The organism is Paracoccus niistensis (assembly GCF_042432925.1).
GTDB lineage: Bacteria > Pseudomonadota > Alphaproteobacteria > Rhodobacterales > Rhodobacteraceae > Paracoccus > Paracoccus niistensis.
Genome location: NZ_JBHLWE010000016.1, coordinates 20261 through 34131, shown reverse-complemented (window position 1 = coordinate 34131; position 13871 = coordinate 20261). Strand labels below are relative to the sequence as shown.

Here is a 13871-nt window from a genome sequence, read left to right as displayed (position 1 = left end):
ACGTCCCGTTCGTCCCCCGCCTCGACATGGATCACCCGGCCGGGCGGCAGGCCTGCCTGCGCCAAACCGGGGGCGAAGAGGTCGGCTCGGATCACGCACCAGAGCACCTGGCCGGGCAGGCGTGCCGCGATCCCGGCCGCGAAGCAGGCCGCCGCAGCGCCATCCACAGCCCCGTTGCCACCCCCCGCCACCTCGTGCAGGCAGCCCAGTGCCAGGCCGCCTCCCGGCAGGCGTTGGTCGAGTTCGGGAAGGCCGAAGGGGAGAACGCCCGATGCCCGCCTACTGTCGCCCTCGATCCGGGCGATCTGCGCACGCAAGTGGGAAAGGGCAGCGGGCGAAGCAGACATCGGGAGGAAGGCTCCGGCAGGACAAAAGGACAACAGTAATGTTCTCGTTTTGTTCCAGAGATCAAGACCGTGTCAACCCGACTTACAGGGAACGTGATGCGGGGATGCGGAAGTGTATTGCCTCACTGTCCCTCGTCCGCCACCACAGATGCTGGAGCACGTCTCCGAGTCAGGTCCGAGGTCAAGCTCGGAACCTCCTCAGCAGTTCGCAGGATCTTGTGCCCCATATGTGCCCCCCGAAGTAGAGCCGAGACGAACAGCAATGATGCCGGCACCAGTGCCAGCTATTTTAAACAAATAAATCAAAGATTTATGATGGTGCCCGGAGACGGATTTGAACCGCCGACACGCGGATTTTCAATCCGCTGCTCTACCAACTGAGCTATCCGGGCACTCGGGGGCGGCTGCCCTCGGGTGGGGCGTTCCTAGACAAGCCCGGCGCGGCTGTCCAGAGCGAAAATCAACTCTCGTCGTCGCGGGGCGGGGTGTCGCCTGCGGGCTCTCCCGGAATCGCATAATCGCCGCGCAGCCAGCGGGCGAGGTCCACGTCCGCGCAGCGCTTGGAACAGAAAGGGCGATAGGCGGGAACCGTGGACTTGCCGCAGATGGGACAGGTCATTCCTCTTCTCCCGCAAGGGCAACGGCGACCAGAGGGACGCGGTCGCGCTTGCGGTTCAACTCGAAAAGTCCCATCGCGGTCCAGCCGACCAGCGTGGTTTCGGTGCCGTCCGCCTTGAAGGCGGCGCGCAGCACCTGTTCCAGCGTGCCGCGGTCGCGCTTGGGCATCGGCGCGAAGTCGATCACCACCTGTCCGCCAAGGCCGCGCAGGCGCAACTGCCGCGGGAGGTCGCGGGCCAGCGCGATATTGGCCTTGAGCGCGGCTGCGGGCGAGGTGTCCCGGCCGGTGTTCACGTCCACGGCGACCAGCGCGCGGGTCGATTCGATCACCGCAAAGCCACCGCCGGGCAGGTCGAGTTCGGGGTCGAGCAGCGCATCGATCGCGGCGCTGACACCATGAACGTCAAAGGCGCCCTCGCTGTCGTCCACGTCATCGGGGGGCGGGTCGGCCCAGTCGATCCAGGCGGCACGCCAGGGCTGCTCGGCATCGACCAGCAGCTCGGGACGGCCCTGCGCGTCCGACATCACGGCAATGGCAAGCGCCACCAGCCCTTCGAGTTCCTCGTCGATTGTCTCGTTGTCGGCGCCGGCCGCCGCGCTGCGCATGACAAGGCCGAAGCTTTCGGGCGCACCCTCCAGCGCAGCCGTTCCCAAGGCCGTCAATCGCCCACGATGCTCCTCGTCCCTGATGCGGCGAGACACGTTCACGCCGGGCGCGCCGGGCGTGACGATGGCATTCTGGCCGCGGAACAGCACCCGCTGGCTGACGGGAATCGCCTTGCCGTCATCGGGTGCGCCCGTGACCTGCACGATCAGGCTCTGCCCTTCGGACAGGCCCTTGGCGTCGCGCAGGAACCCTCGCTCACCATCCGGCAGGCGGACGAAGACACCGCCCTGCCCCTTGACCAGCCGATCCACGACAGCGCGGCAGATGGCGCCCGGCGGCAGCGTGGTCAGGGCGCTGAGGTCCAGCAGCAGATCCTCGACCCGCCCATCGACCATCAGGGCAGCGGCCTCGCGGCCCCATTGGTGGCCCAGGACGACCTGGCGACCCTTCATGTGCTTACTCCTTCGCGGTGGCCGGGGTGATCCCGCAGGCCGACAGCAGCACGGATGTTTCGGACAGAGGCAAACCCACAACGGCGCTGAACGATCCCTGCATCCAGGCCACGAAGGCGCCTGCGGGTCCCTGGATGCCATAGCCGCCCGCCTTGCCGCGCCAGTCGCCACCAGCGACATAAGCCGCGATCTCGGCATCCGACAGCTGGCGCAGGCGCACCACGGTGTCGACCAGCCTGTGGCGGGCACGCCCCCCGGCCATGACGGTGACCGCGGTCATGACGCGGTGGCGGCGGCCGGACAGAAGGCGCAGGAAACCGGCGGCCTCGGCCGCGTCCACAGGCTTGCCCAGGATGCGGCGGCCCGCGACGACGGTCGTGTCGGCGGCCAGAACCACACCGGGCTCGACAGCGGCGACGGCCGCGGCCTTCTCGGCCGCCATCCGCGCGACATAGGCACGGGGTGATTCGCCCTTGCGGGGGGATTCGTCGATATCGGCGGGAACAACGGCATGGGGGGCGATGCCGATCTGGGCCAGCAGCTCGATCCGGCGCGGACTGGCCGAAGCCAGCACGAATCGTTGCCGGTCCGCCTTACTTGAAGCGGTAATTGATCCGCCCCTTGCTGAGGTCATAGGTGTTCATTTCCACCTGGACCTTGTCGCCGGCGAGAACGCGGATGCGGTTCTTGCGCATCTTGCCTGCCATATGCGCGATGATCTCATGGCCGTTTTCGAGCTCGACCCGGAACGTCGCGTTGGGCAGGAGTTCCTTCACCACGCCGGGGAATTCGAGCATCTCTTCCTTGGCCATGATCTCTCCTGTCTGGAGCCCGCCAGTCGCGGACCTTGGCCATATGCCGTCAAGCCTCGCCTTTTTCAAGAGGAAAGCCCTGCAAGGACGCAAGCTTGCCTGCGTCCGCGCGCCGCGCCCCACCCGCGACGGCGCGTCATCTGCGGATCGGTGAATTTTTCCTCTTGCAGCCCTTCGCCGCCTTGGCTAAATCCCCCTCCACCGGCGGCGGAAGCAACCGGGACGGAGCGCGGGCGTAGCTCAGGGGTAGAGCATAACCTTGCCAAGGTTAGGGTCGTGAGTTCGAATCTCATCGCCCGCTCCAACATCAAAAAGGCCGGTCGCAAGACCGGCCTTTTGCTTTTCCGCCATGGTCCGAGGAAAAGGCCCCGCGACCTGACGGCGCGGGGCAACGCCTTACAGCATCGAGGGCAGCACCAGATCCGGCGGGCGGTGGCCGTCGGCAAAGGTCTTGATGTTGATGATGACCTTCTCGCCCATCTCGATCCGGCCCTCGGTGGTGGCCGAGCCCATGTGCGGCAGCATCACCACATTCGGGGCCTCGCGCAGGCGGGGGTTGATGTCGTGCCCATGCTCGAAGACGTCCAGGCCAGCGCCCGCAAGCTCTCCGGCGCGCAGCATCCGGGTCAGGGCGTTCTCGTCGATGACCTCGCCGCGCGAGGTGTTCACGATCACCGCCGAAGGCTTCATCAGCTTCAGCCGCCGCGCGTTCAGAAGGTGAAAGGTGGATGGCGTGTGCGGCGCGTTGATCGACAGGATGTCCACCCGCGCCAGCATCTGGTCGAGGCTTTCCCAGTAGGTCGCCCGCAGCTCGGCCTCGACCTCGGGGCGAAGGCGGCGGCGGTTGTGGTAATGGACCTGCATCCCGAAGACATTGGCCCGCCGCGCCACGGCCTGCCCGATCCGGCCCATCCCGAGGATGCCCAGCCGCTTGCCGCCGATCCGCCCGCCAAGATGCGCGGTGGGGGCCCAGCCTTCCCAGCGGCCGGTCTGCATCTCGGCCAGACCTTCCGGGATGCGGCGGGTGACGGCCAGCATCAGCGCGATCGCCATGTCGGCGGTGTCCTCGGTCACGACCCCGGGGGTGTTCGTGACCTGGATGCCGCGCTGGCGGGCGCTTTCCACGTCGATGTGATCGACCCCCGCGCCATAGTTGGCGATCAGCTTCAGCCGCTCGCCCGCCTGTCCCAGAAGCCGCGCGTCGATCTGGTCGGTGACGGTGGGGACCAGCACGTCGCTGTCCTTCAGGGCCTGGACCAGCTCGTCGCGGCTCATGCGGACATCGACCTCGCGCAGCGACACGTCGAACAGTTCGGCCAGGCGCGATTCGACGGGTTGGGGCAGGCGGCGGGTCACGGTGACCTTCAGCCGATCACGCGGGGGTGCGGTGCCAGCCATGTGACCTCTCTTCCAATACCACGTTGCGTTTGGCAAACTTACCGTCAGGCGGGGCAGGCACAAGGCCCCGGGGCCACGCGCCCGACAGGCAGACAGGCGCCGCGCGCCGCGGCAGGCAAGGACGACGACATGACATTGCGATCCGTGACCCGATCGGTGGCGGAGGCGTGCGTGGCACGGCTGCGCCGCCCCGCAATGGCCGCAGCGGGCACGGGACTGCTGGCCGCCGGGCTGGCGCTGACGCTGCCGGCCCAGGCGCAGAGCCCCCGGGCGAGCGGGGACGGCGCGGCCTCGGCCGAGGCGCCCGCGATCCAGATCAACCCCGGCGACGTATCCGCGGATTCCCTGATCAGCCGCCACCAGGACAAGCCGCGCGACCCGAACCGCGGGCCCGTCACCAACCTGCCCCTGCCCCGCTATGTCAGCCTGAAGGGCGGCGAGGGGAACGCCCGGCGCGGGCCGTCGCTGTCTCACCGCATCGACTGGGTCTTCCGCCATCCGGGGATGCCCCTGCGGGTCGTGGCCGAATTCGGCCACTGGCGTCGGGTCGAAGACCAGGACGGCGCGGGCGGCTGGGTGCATTACTCGCTGCTGTCTGGCGTACGGACGGCCATCGTCACGACCGACATGGCCGAACTGCGCAGCCGTCCTGACGCAAACGGCTCGGTGCTGGCGCGGGCCGAGGCGGGCGCGATCGTCCGGTTGCACGAATGCAGCATCGACTGGTGCCGCGTGTCAGGCGGGGGCGAAAAGGGGTGGGTCCCCAAGACCTCGCTGTGGGGCGTCGATCCCGAGGAAACCCGAGAGTAACCCTTCCGTCCCTCACCCCGGACCCATGCCCGGGGTGCCTGCGCGTGCCGTCAGATGCCGTGCCGGGCGGGCCCGGTCACATGCAGCGATAATAGGTCAGCGTGGTCGCGCCTTCGGTCAGCCGCATCACGCCGGGGCGGATCGAGATGTTCAGCTGGCGGTTCGCCGCGCCCGAGCAGCCCAGCGACACCGAGGTGTAGTTCGTCTGCACCTCGGACGAGCCCACGGTGCATTCCGCGGTTGGGAAGGTGAACTTGTTGCCCTGGATGGTCAGGCGGCCTTCGCTGGCGGGATCGCCGCACTGCGAGGCGACGAGGTTCCAGGTGCCGTCCAGCGTGTCCGCGCCGGGGGTGCCGGCGGTCGCTTCCGGAGCGGCGGGCGCGATCTCGGGACCATCCACGACCGTGACCGGCTCGGAGCCGGGGGTGCTGACGGTGGTGACGGTCGCGCCAGGCATGCAGGCCGACAGCGACAAGGCCGCGGCGACGGCCAGAACGGGCTTCAGATAGGTCATTTTTCGGTTACTCCCACTTGAACAACGATCGGCCCCGGGCCGCGTCACCCTTCAACGTCGCAAGCGTGGGATTTCGTTCCCTGTTTTCCAAAGAGAAATTGCAGCGGCGGCGAGTCGCCGACGCATTGCGGCTTTGGCGACACATCGGCGGCGGCCTGCCTGCCATGCCGAATGCACAGCCGCTCACATCCATTCACGCGGAGTAGATGGAATGTTCGCCCCCGCAGACCGGGCAGCCGGCGCGGCGCGGGATGCTGACACTGCGCGTGTCGCCCCACAACCCGTCAAGGATCAGCATGCGCCCCCGCAGTCCCGCTCCCGCGCCGCTTTCGGGAATGCGGGCCAGTTCCTTGATCGCCTCAAGCGCCATCAGCCCGCCGACGACTCCCGGCAGGGCGCCGACGACACCCGCCTCGGCGCAGGACATGGCAAGGCCCTGCGCAGGCGGCTCGGGGAAGACGCAGGCAAGGCAGGGCGCGCCGCGCGCGGGATCGTAAAGCGCGACCTGCCCTTCCCATTGCGCGATCGAGCCCGCAAGCAGCGGCACACCAGCCGCAACGCAGGCCGCGTTGACCGCCTGGCGCGCGGCGAAGCTGTCGGTGCCGTCGATCACGAGATCATGGCCAGCGACCAGTTCGGCGTCCCCTGCCCCGATGCGGCGGACCAGCGCGGTCACGCCGACATGGGGGTTCAGCCGGCCCAGCGCCTCGGCGGCGGCCTCGACCTTGGGGCGGCCGATGTCGGCGGTGGAAAAGATCACCTGCCGCTGCAGGTTCGACAGCCCGACCGTGTCATCGTCCGCCACCGTGATCCGCCCCACGCCCGCAGCCGCCAGATACATCAGCACCGGTGCGCCCAGGCCGCCCGCACCCACGACCAGCACGCGCGAGGCCCGCAGCCGCCGCTGCCCCGCCCCGCCCAGTTCCCGCAGGACAATGTGGCGGGCATAGCGGTCCAGTTCGGCGTCGCCGAGCGGCTGGGCCGGATCTGCGGGCATCGCCTCGCGAACGGATGCCGCCTCGACCGGGCCGACCGTGGGCGGTGCAGGCGGCTCCGCCCTGCCTCGGGGCCGAGCCACGGTCAGACCCGCGCCCGCAGGCTGCTGTTCGCGGGCGCGCCGCCGCAGACGCCCGATCAGCGCGGCATAACCCGCGCCCAGCGCCGCAAGGCCCGCGGCCGGAACCCACAGGTCCGAAGGCATCAGTCCCTGCCCGCCCTGGTGGCGCTGCCAGAGGCCCGCCACTCCGGCCAGCCAGATCGCGGCCAGGATGGCAGCCAGCACCCCGGACCCGAAGCGGCGGGCGACGGCGATCCCCGCAACGACCAGCAGCAGCGTCCACAGCATCTCAGACCCCCGTCGAGCCGAAACCGCCCATTCGCCCGCTTGTGCGCGAGAACTCGGCCACCTCGACCAGCGCCGGGCGGATCACGGGGACGAACAGCATCTGCGCGATCCGCTCTCCGGGCTGGATGAGGATGGGCGCGCTGCCCGGCGGGTTGCGGTTCCAGGCGCTGATGAGAATCTCGTCAGTGTAGTCGGCGTCGATCAGGCCTGCGGCATTGCCCATCACCAGCCCTGTGCGGTGCCCGAGCCCCGACCGTGGCAGGATCACCGCCGCAAGGTGCGGGTCGGCCATGTGCAGCGCGATTCCGGACCGCACCAGCTCGGCCGGGGCCTGCGGATGCAGCGCCAAGGGCGCGTCCAGACAGGCGCGCAGGTCCAGCGCCGCCGCCATGGGCGTCTGCCAGTCGGGCAGACCCCAGTCCCGCAGGCGGGCGTCCAGCACCTTCAGTTCCACGGGCGGGCAGGCTTGCATCGGCACACTCGAGCTTGGGTCAGCCCCTCACCTAAGCCATCGCCCGCCCGAGGTCACGCGCAGGGCGCGGCCTTGCGGGCTCTTGCCTTGCCCCTTGCCGGGCGGAGCCGTAAAAACCCGGCACTTCAGGCCGCCGAAAGACCCCCTTCATGTCCAACCCCCGCCCCGTCGTCCTTTGCATCCTCGATGGCTGGGGGATTGCCGAACATCCCGAGTTCAGCGCGCCCGATCAGGCCACGACCCCGAACATGGACCGGCTGCGGCGGGACTGCCCCAACTCGACCCTGATCACCTACGGGCCGGACGTGGGGCTGCCGCGCGGGCAGATGGGTAATTCCGAGGTCGGACACACCAATATCGGCGCAGGGCGCGTGGTGGCGATGGACCTGGGCCAGATCGACCTCGCGATCGAGGACGGCAGCTTCTTCGAGAATCCCGGCATCCGCGGCTTCGTGGATCGGCTGCGCGCGGCGGGCGGCACGGCGCATCTGATGGGCGTGGTGTCGGATGGCGGCGTGCATGGGCACATCGCCCATGTGGTCGCGGCCTGCAAGGCGGTGGCCGACCAGGGACTGCCGGTCGTACTGCACGCGATCACCGACGGGCGCGACGTGCCCCCCGAATCGGCCTTGGGCTTTGTCACCGAACTGGCGGGCAACCTGCCCGAGGGCGTCACGATCGGCACTGTCACGGGGCGCTATTATGCCATGGACCGCGACAACCGCTGGGACCGCGTGGCGCGCGCCTATGGTGCCATCGTGCGCGGCCAGGGGCTTCAGGCCGCCGACGCCCCGACCGCCGTCTCCGAGGCCTATGCGCGCGGCGAGACGGACGAGTTCATCATGCCGACGGTCCTGCCCGGCTATGCCGGCGCACGGGACGGCGACGGCTTCTTCTGCCTGAACTTCCGCGCCGACCGCGCTCGCGAGATCATGGCCGCTATCGCCCAGCCGGGCTTTGCCGAGTTCGACGTGACCGGACGCCCCCACTGGTCCGGGGTGCTGGGAATGGTCGATTACTCGGCCCGTCACGACGAATTCATGAGCGCCGCCTATCCCAAGCGGCAGGTGACGAACACCCTGGGCGCCTGGGTCGCGGCCCATGGCCTGCGCCAGTTCCGGCTGGCCGAGACCGAGAAATATCCGCACGTCACCTTCTTCCTGAACGGCGGCAAGGAAGCGCCCGAACCCGGCGAGGACCGCCACATGCCGTCCAGCCCCAAGGTCGCGACCTATGACCTCGCCCCGGAAATGGCGGCAGGCGAAGTGTCCGACCGGCTCGTGCAGGCCATCGGCGAGGGCTACGACCTGATCGTGGTGAATTTCGCCAACCCCGACATGGTGGGCCACACCGGCAGCCTGCCCGCCGCGATCTGCGCCTGCGAGGCGGTGGACCGGAGCCTCGGCCGGATGATCGAGGCGCTGGACCGCGTGGGCGGCGCGGCGGTCGTCATCGCCGACCACGGGAATTGCGAGATGATGGTGGACCCGGCGACCGGCGGGCCGCATACGGCGCATACCACCAACCCCGTGCCTGTGATCGTTTATCGCGGCCCGCAGGGTGCGTCGCTGCGTGTGGGCGGGCGGCTGGCCGACGTGGCGCCCACGGTGCTGGACCTGATGGGCCTGCCCCTGCCGCCCGAGATGACCGGGCGCAGCCTGATCGAGCGGCCATGACGCGCGCCCCCGCCCTTCTGCGCACCGCCACGGTCGCGCTTGCCGCGCTGCTGGCCGCGGGCGCGGGCCTGGCGCAGACGGTGGTGTCGGAAGGCGGGCGCGGGGCCGTCACCACGGCGGCGGGCGATCCTGCGGCCCCCGGCGCCACGGTGGGCGAGACCCCGGCCGAGGCCACGGCGCGCGAGGCTGCTGCGGCGGCAGCGGGCCTGCGCGAGGCCATTGCCCGTCTGGACGTCGCGCTGACCGCTGACGACCAGGTGATCGCGCTGTCCGAGGTGATCCGCGCCTATGAGCAGGGTCAGGCCGCGCTGCGCGACAGCCTGCGCCGCGCCGCGCTGCGCGAGGCGCAGGTGCGCGCCGAGTTCGAGGAACAGCGCGACCACCTGTCTCGGATCATCGGCGTGATGATGGCAATGCAGGATTCACCCGAAACGCTGATGTTGCTGCACCCGGCAGGCGCCGCCAGCACCGCGCAATCGGGCATGATCCTGTCCGCCGTCACCCCCGCCCTTCAGGCCGAGGCCGACCGGCTCAAGGCGAGCCTCGACGAGATCGCCATCGTCCGCGGCATCGAGCAATCCGCCGCCGACACGCTGGCCCAGGGTCTGGCCCAGGTGCAGGAAGCGCGGCGGCTGCTGGCCTCGGCCGTCACCGACCGCTCCTCGATGCCCGTGCGCTTCGGCGAGGACCCGGCGGAACTGACGGCTCTTGTCGCCTCGGCCGACACGCTGGACAGCTTCGCCGCCGGCATTGCCGCGATGGAACAGGACATCGGCGCCCCCATGGCCGACTTCGAGGCCGCGCAGGGCAGTCTGACCCTGCCTGCGGTCGGCGCCGTGCTGCGCGGCTATGACGAGCCCGACGCCAAGGGCATCCGCCGCCCCGGCCTGACCATCGGCACGGCGCCCGCTGCGCTGGTCACGACACCCTGGCCCGCGACGATCCGCTATCGCGGCCCCCTGCTGGATTACGGCAACGTGATGATCGTCGAGCCCGCGCGCGGCTACCTTCTGATCGTCGCGGGCCTATCTCAGGTTTTCGGAGAAACCGGCGACGTGCTGCTTGCGGGCGAGCCGATGGGGCTGATGGGAGGCCAGGAAGGTTCGGCCGCCGAGTTCGGCGCGGCCTTTGTCGAAGCGGCGTCCGTCGGCAACACGCCTCCCGCGATGCAGCCGCTGTATGTGGAACTGCGCCACGGCAAGGAAACACTGGACCCGGCCGAGTGGTTCGTGATGAATCCGGTCATTACTCCCGCGACCGGCAGCGATGCCGCCCGCGACAACGGCGATACGGCGGGCGAGGATGCCCCTGAGCAGGTCAGGACGACGGAATGAAGAACTCTTTTCTAGAGTTTTTCTACGAATACGCGCACCATGAAATCCCTTCAGAATCATTGACTTAGCTTATTTTTATAAGAAATTTCGACATTGTTCAGACGAGAGCCGCAGTTAGGTTTGTCAGAGTTCTGTCAGAGCGAGACAGCGAGACAGCGAGACAGCGAGACAGCGAGACAGCGAGACAGCGAGACAGCGAGACAGGATTCATAGCGCGATCCAACGGACTCAAGGTGCGCCAGCGATGGGTAAGAGATTCCGCTGAAAGCCTTGTTATACATAATTGGACTGACCTTCTATCCTTTGGGATAAGGAGGCCGAACCCACTCTTGCAGGCCGATTGACCCACTCCTAACTCATCGCCACCGGGTATTTTGCTCGGGCACTGCACTCAATAACATAATAAACACCGGGGATAGTCGAAAAATGTACTGCTTTGGTTATACATTTCCATTTAAGATATTCTGCCATCGCTCCGTAAGCGGATGGGAATCAATAAGCAAGCGCTTCAATGATGTCACAATTACCTCCTCTCCACCGTTTACCTCAGACTTGCCTACTAAACGCGCATGCCCTTCTTTTGAGTTCGGCAAGAGTCCGGCCTTAGCCAAGCGAGGCATCTCTACGGACAGGAGGGATCTTGGCCTAGTAATCTTACCGACCTTTCAGTTCGATGAAAATGGAAATACTTCGGCTGTTTTGACGTTTACAGAGAATCCCGACCTGTCTGATGTTGAAGCTCTGCCATGTAATGCAGTTCAGATCGATATCGAGGCCGACACAGAAGAGAAGGCCTCTACCATAGCCGATAGAATCCATCGCACTTGGCTTCGGCAGATGCGCAGATTAACCAAGCAATATTGGATAGGCTTCTTTCCATCATATTTCGAAGGAAATTTAAGAACTCAGTTTGAGGTTGACCAGAACTACGACCTCAAAGGCGAACCATACACCCACAATCACATGACTTTGCCAAACAAGGAGGTGATTGCAGCCACAGAGGATGTATGGAGGGAATCCTGGAATAATTTGAGGGATGAACCTTTCCCTAGCAGCCTGGACCACCTTCTAGATGGCCACCACTTCGCTGCCGCTGACGAGCAGTATAGGGCGATAATCTCCTTGGCGACATGCATCGAACGGTCGAAGTACTCGATATGGCAGCACCTCCACACAGTGGGCGTATGCGGCAGGAATGATTACAAAAACGCCATGAACGACACCAAGAAGCCAGAAAGGTATTTTAGCGAGCTTTTGGAGGTTCGCACGGGACGCAGTTTGTTCGACGAATTTCCAGAGCTTGAAAATATAATAAGAACAATCTGGATAGTAAGGGGCAAAGTCGCCCACGGCCTGGAAGACGATATCCCGCAAAAAGACAGGTGGCTGGTTGAAAAAGATAGGCTACTAGGAAGCGCAAACGCACTTTTTGAAATGCTTAGATTTGAAGACTCAATCATCAAGATGCACGCTCGATGACTGGCCCAGTCGCAAACGAATTCGCCATGCAATTACTTGTATGACCTAAACACAAGTACGTGTATTTTGCGCAGCCGGTATAGGTCGGGCCGTCGTTCCCGAGGCCCGCTGGGCTGGATACCAGTGGCAGGGGGTACCATGGTTTGCCTATAGTTTGACTTTGCGAGGATATCGAAAAACCTTGAACCCCTCATACCCTTGCAGGATCGCCAGCGTCTTGTCCCGCTTGCCCTCGATCTTCGAGGCAACCGCTTGGCCATCCTCGTTGCGTTTGTCGAAGGGCAAGAAGACGCCGAAAGTGCCCACCGTCCGCACCCGCACCTCTTCCTTCTGGGCATATGCAATCCAGTTCTTCAGGCTGGCATCTGGCCGATTGCGGTCGAACATCGTGAACTGAACGGCGTCTCGGCGTGGTTTGGCGATGAGTGCGCCCTTGTCTGTCGCGTCACGGGCTTCCGACGCCAGCAGCTTGATAAGGCTATCGCAGTCTTCCTTGCTGGTGCCATGCGGGATGAAGATGGCGCCATGACAGTGGACCTGGGACTCGTCCCTGGCGGCTCCTGTGAACTTGCTGCCGTTCACGTCTATGAATGACAGCAATCCCGTATGAGAGGCGCTACGGCGCTTCACTCCTAGCTCGGTGAAGAACGTCTCAGTTGTGCCGAACAGAGTTCGACACAACGGCTCGTGCCTCGCCGCGCTGGTAAGGTGTATCGTGAAGGTGATGCAACGCGTGTCAATAGCAGTAACTGGATGCATCCCGGCTGTTGCTGCTGCCAACGCTTCATCGATCAAATCATACTTTTTGAAGGTCTTCTTGTGTTTTCCATTATGTATATTCATCATCTAATTCCTTGTAATTATTTGAAATAACATTCAGATATGCGGAAACCTCGCCCATGGGGCGATGATTTGGTTTGAAAAGGAGGGTGGCCATGGGGGCTCAGGTGCTCCCGCAGGAGTCACCCATCTTGCCCTACTGCCTCAGGACGAAGCCCAGCGCGTGACCTTCATCGAGGTCATGAGTGGCGCTGGCGTTGGTCAAGGAGCCGTCGCGCAGCTCCTTGTTGATCATGATGATGAGGGCACTGGTCACCGAGATGTTCTGGTCTCGGCAGTGCTTCTTCAGCTGCTTCTTCAATCCTGTCGGCAATCGTATGTGTAGATGGTCCATAGATTTACCTCCTTAATTGTATACTTCTATTTATATCGCGTGTTCATGCGGTGGACACACACCCGCGATTTTCTTCGACTTTTTTTCTCACGCGGCCCGGTTGTCGATCTAGGCCAAGCCCAAGTTGGACACCCCGCCTTCACAGACCAACTGTCCAATTAGAATGGTGTTGAACAAAATACACAGACCGTCTATAAACATCTAAGAATCATGTTAGACAGTTGGTGCAAGATGATCGTTGGTTACGCGCGGACCTCAACACTGGATCAGGTCGCAGGCATTGAAGCCCAGGAGCGCGACCTTACAGCGGCAGGGTGCGAGAAGATCTTCCGCGAGCAGGTTTCGTCAGTTGACGTTGCCCAGCGGGATCAACTCGCCTTGGCTCTCGATTTTCTGCGCGATGGCGACACGCTGGTGGTCACCAAGCTCGACCGGCTCGCCCGATCAGTTGCCCACATGCACGAACTGCTTCAGCGGATCACGGCCAAGGGTGCCGCTCTCAAGATCCTGAACATGGGCATCGACACCAACACGCCAACCGGGAAGCTGATGCTGAACGTCCTCGGCGGCGTGGCAGAGTTCGAGAGAGAGATCATGCTTGAGCGCCAGCGCGAAGGGATCGCCAAGGCCAAGCAGGCAGGAAAGTATAAAGGCAGGGTTCCAACCGCCCAGCGCAAAGCGGCTGAGGTCAATGCACTGAGAGCGGAAGGACTGGGTGCCACCGAGATCGCCCGGCGACTCGGAATCAGCCGCGCGAGCGTCTACAACGTATCACAAGGTTGATTCTCACCCTTTTTATAACCCATTTTCCTATAGAAGTCAAGCACTTTCTG

General features: G+C 65.0%; 16 protein-coding genes and 2 tRNA genes. 6 read left to right on the top strand and 12 right to left on the bottom strand.

Annotated features, from left to right (window positions below; all coding sequences use genetic code 11):
- The 6 genes from ACFFII_RS04230 to infA form a co-directional block, all read right to left on the bottom strand.
- Positions 1-347 (bottom strand): ImuA family protein (locus ACFFII_RS04230; RefSeq protein WP_377697651.1); only part of this gene is annotated, 347 nt, incomplete at its 3' end.
- Between the two features lie 316 nt (positions 348-663).
- Positions 664-739, bottom strand: a tRNA-Phe gene (locus tag ACFFII_RS04225).
- 68 nt (positions 740-807) lie between these two features.
- Positions 808-966, bottom strand: coding sequence for a DNA gyrase inhibitor YacG (locus ACFFII_RS04220; RefSeq protein ID WP_377697650.1), 159 nt, complete (start codon positions 964-966; stop codon positions 808-810).
- A complete protein-coding gene (locus tag ACFFII_RS04215; protein ID WP_377697649.1) occupies positions 963-2024 on the bottom strand; it encodes a ribonuclease E/G in 1062 nt (353 codons plus the stop codon). Before ACFFII_RS04215 ends, ACFFII_RS04220 begins: the two co-directional genes overlap by 4 nt.
- Positions 2025-2028: 4 nt before the next feature.
- A complete protein-coding gene (locus ACFFII_RS04210) occupies positions 2029-2658 on the bottom strand; it encodes a Maf family protein (RefSeq protein WP_377697648.1) in 630 nt (209 codons plus the stop codon).
- Complete coding sequence (infA, locus tag ACFFII_RS04205; RefSeq protein ID WP_036636451.1) at positions 2618-2836, bottom strand: translation initiation factor IF-1; 219 nt, start codon at positions 2834-2836, stop codon at positions 2618-2620. Before infA ends, ACFFII_RS04210 begins: the two co-directional genes overlap by 41 nt.
- Positions 2837-3065: 229 nt before the next feature.
- Here infA and ACFFII_RS04200 point away from each other — a divergent pair.
- Positions 3066-3140 (top strand) — tRNA-Gly (locus ACFFII_RS04200).
- A 92-nt stretch (positions 3141-3232) separates the two neighbouring features.
- On the opposite strand, the gene ACFFII_RS04195 is transcribed toward ACFFII_RS04200, so the two are convergent.
- On the bottom strand, positions 3233-4234 hold the full coding sequence (locus ACFFII_RS04195) for a 2-hydroxyacid dehydrogenase (RefSeq protein WP_377697647.1): 1002 nt from the start codon (positions 4232-4234) through the stop codon (positions 3233-3235).
- A 129-nt stretch (positions 4235-4363) separates the two neighbouring features.
- Between ACFFII_RS04195 and ACFFII_RS04190 the strand changes: the two genes are divergently transcribed.
- Positions 4364-5044 (top strand): SH3 domain-containing protein, encoded by a 681-nt coding sequence (locus tag ACFFII_RS04190; protein ID WP_377697646.1) that lies wholly within the window; start codon positions 4364-4366, stop codon positions 5042-5044.
- Between the two features lie 76 nt (positions 5045-5120).
- Here the strand turns inward: ACFFII_RS04190 and ACFFII_RS04185 are convergent, their stop codons facing one another.
- The 3 genes from ACFFII_RS04185 to dut all read right to left on the bottom strand — a co-directional run bounded on the left by ACFFII_RS04185 (position 5121) and on the right by dut (position 7375).
- A complete protein-coding gene (locus ACFFII_RS04185) occupies positions 5121-5558 on the bottom strand; it encodes a hypothetical protein (RefSeq protein ID WP_245688793.1) in 438 nt (145 codons plus the stop codon).
- 193 nt (positions 5559-5751) lie between these two features.
- Positions 5752-6903 carry a HesA/MoeB/ThiF family protein gene (locus tag ACFFII_RS04180; protein WP_377697645.1) on the bottom strand — a complete coding sequence of 384 codons (1152 nt, stop codon included), beginning with the start codon at positions 6901-6903 and terminating at the stop codon, positions 5752-5754.
- Position 6904: 1 nt separating this feature from the next.
- Positions 6905-7375 carry a dUTP diphosphatase gene (dut, locus tag ACFFII_RS04175; protein WP_377697644.1) on the bottom strand — a complete coding sequence of 157 codons (471 nt, stop codon included), beginning with the start codon at positions 7373-7375 and terminating at the stop codon, positions 6905-6907.
- Positions 7376-7524: 149 nt separating this feature from the next.
- On the opposite strand from dut, the gene gpmI reads away from it, so the two are divergent.
- The 3 genes from gpmI (at position 7525) to ACFFII_RS04160 (ending at position 11864) form a co-directional block, all read left to right on the top strand.
- Positions 7525-9051 carry a 2,3-bisphosphoglycerate-independent phosphoglycerate mutase gene (gpmI, locus tag ACFFII_RS04170; protein WP_377697643.1) on the top strand — a complete coding sequence of 509 codons (1527 nt, stop codon included), beginning with the start codon at positions 7525-7527 and terminating at the stop codon, positions 9049-9051.
- Positions 9048-10385 carry a murein hydrolase activator EnvC family protein gene (locus ACFFII_RS04165; RefSeq protein ID WP_377697642.1) on the top strand — a complete coding sequence of 446 codons (1338 nt, stop codon included), beginning with the start codon at positions 9048-9050 and terminating at the stop codon, positions 10383-10385. The genes gpmI and ACFFII_RS04165 overlap by 4 nt, the downstream gene beginning before the upstream one ends.
- A gap of 426 nt (positions 10386-10811) precedes the next feature.
- A complete protein-coding gene (locus tag ACFFII_RS04160; protein WP_377697641.1) occupies positions 10812-11864 on the top strand; it encodes a hypothetical protein in 1053 nt (350 codons plus the stop codon).
- A gap of 147 nt (positions 11865-12011) precedes the next feature.
- Here the strand turns inward: ACFFII_RS04160 and ACFFII_RS04155 are convergent, their stop codons facing one another.
- Both ACFFII_RS04155 and ACFFII_RS04150 read right to left on the bottom strand, forming a co-directional pair.
- On the bottom strand, positions 12012-12710 hold the full coding sequence (locus tag ACFFII_RS04155; RefSeq protein WP_377697640.1) for a hypothetical protein: 699 nt from the start codon (positions 12708-12710) through the stop codon (positions 12012-12014).
- A 130-nt stretch (positions 12711-12840) separates the two neighbouring features.
- A complete protein-coding gene (locus tag ACFFII_RS04150) occupies positions 12841-13005 on the bottom strand; it encodes a hypothetical protein (protein ID WP_377697639.1) in 165 nt (54 codons plus the stop codon).
- A 264-nt stretch (positions 13006-13269) separates the two neighbouring features.
- Here ACFFII_RS04150 and ACFFII_RS04145 point away from each other — a divergent pair, with 264 nt between their 5' ends.
- Complete coding sequence (locus ACFFII_RS04145) at positions 13270-13821, top strand: recombinase family protein (protein ID WP_377697638.1); 552 nt, start codon at positions 13270-13272, stop codon at positions 13819-13821.
- Positions 13822-13871: the final 50 nt, after the last annotated feature.

Coding starts and splice junctions, on each gene's coding strand:
- ACFFII_RS04220 (WP_377697650.1), bottom strand. CDS start 966: ATGACCTGTCCCATCTGCGGCAAGTCCACGGTTCCCGCCTATCGCCCT.
- ACFFII_RS04215 (WP_377697649.1), bottom strand. CDS start 2,024: ATGAAGGGTCGCCAGGTCGTCCTGGGCCACCAATGGGGCCGCGAGGCC.
- ACFFII_RS04210 (WP_377697648.1), bottom strand. CDS start 2,658: ATGACCTCAGCAAGGGGCGGATCAATTACCGCTTCAAGTAAGGCGGAC.
- infA (WP_036636451.1), bottom strand. CDS start 2,836: ATGGCCAAGGAAGAGATGCTCGAATTCCCCGGCGTGGTGAAGGAACTC.
- ACFFII_RS04195 (WP_377697647.1), bottom strand. CDS start 4,234: ATGGCTGGCACCGCACCCCCGCGTGATCGGCTGAAGGTCACCGTGACC.
- ACFFII_RS04190 (WP_377697646.1), top strand. CDS start 4,364: ATGACATTGCGATCCGTGACCCGATCGGTGGCGGAGGCGTGCGTGGCA.
- ACFFII_RS04185 (WP_245688793.1), bottom strand. CDS start 5,558: ATGACCTATCTGAAGCCCGTTCTGGCCGTCGCCGCGGCCTTGTCGCTG.
- ACFFII_RS04180 (WP_377697645.1), bottom strand. CDS start 6,903: ATGCTGTGGACGCTGCTGCTGGTCGTTGCGGGGATCGCCGTCGCCCGC.
- dut (WP_377697644.1), bottom strand. CDS start 7,375: ATGCAAGCCTGCCCGCCCGTGGAACTGAAGGTGCTGGACGCCCGCCTG.
- gpmI (WP_377697643.1), top strand. CDS start 7,525: ATGTCCAACCCCCGCCCCGTCGTCCTTTGCATCCTCGATGGCTGGGGG.
- ACFFII_RS04165 (WP_377697642.1), top strand. CDS start 9,048: ATGACGCGCGCCCCCGCCCTTCTGCGCACCGCCACGGTCGCGCTTGCC.
- ACFFII_RS04160 (WP_377697641.1), top strand. CDS start 10,812: ATGTACTGCTTTGGTTATACATTTCCATTTAAGATATTCTGCCATCGC.
- ACFFII_RS04155 (WP_377697640.1), bottom strand. CDS start 12,710: ATGATGAATATACATAATGGAAAACACAAGAAGACCTTCAAAAAGTAT.
- ACFFII_RS04145 (WP_377697638.1), top strand. CDS start 13,270: ATGATCGTTGGTTACGCGCGGACCTCAACACTGGATCAGGTCGCAGGC.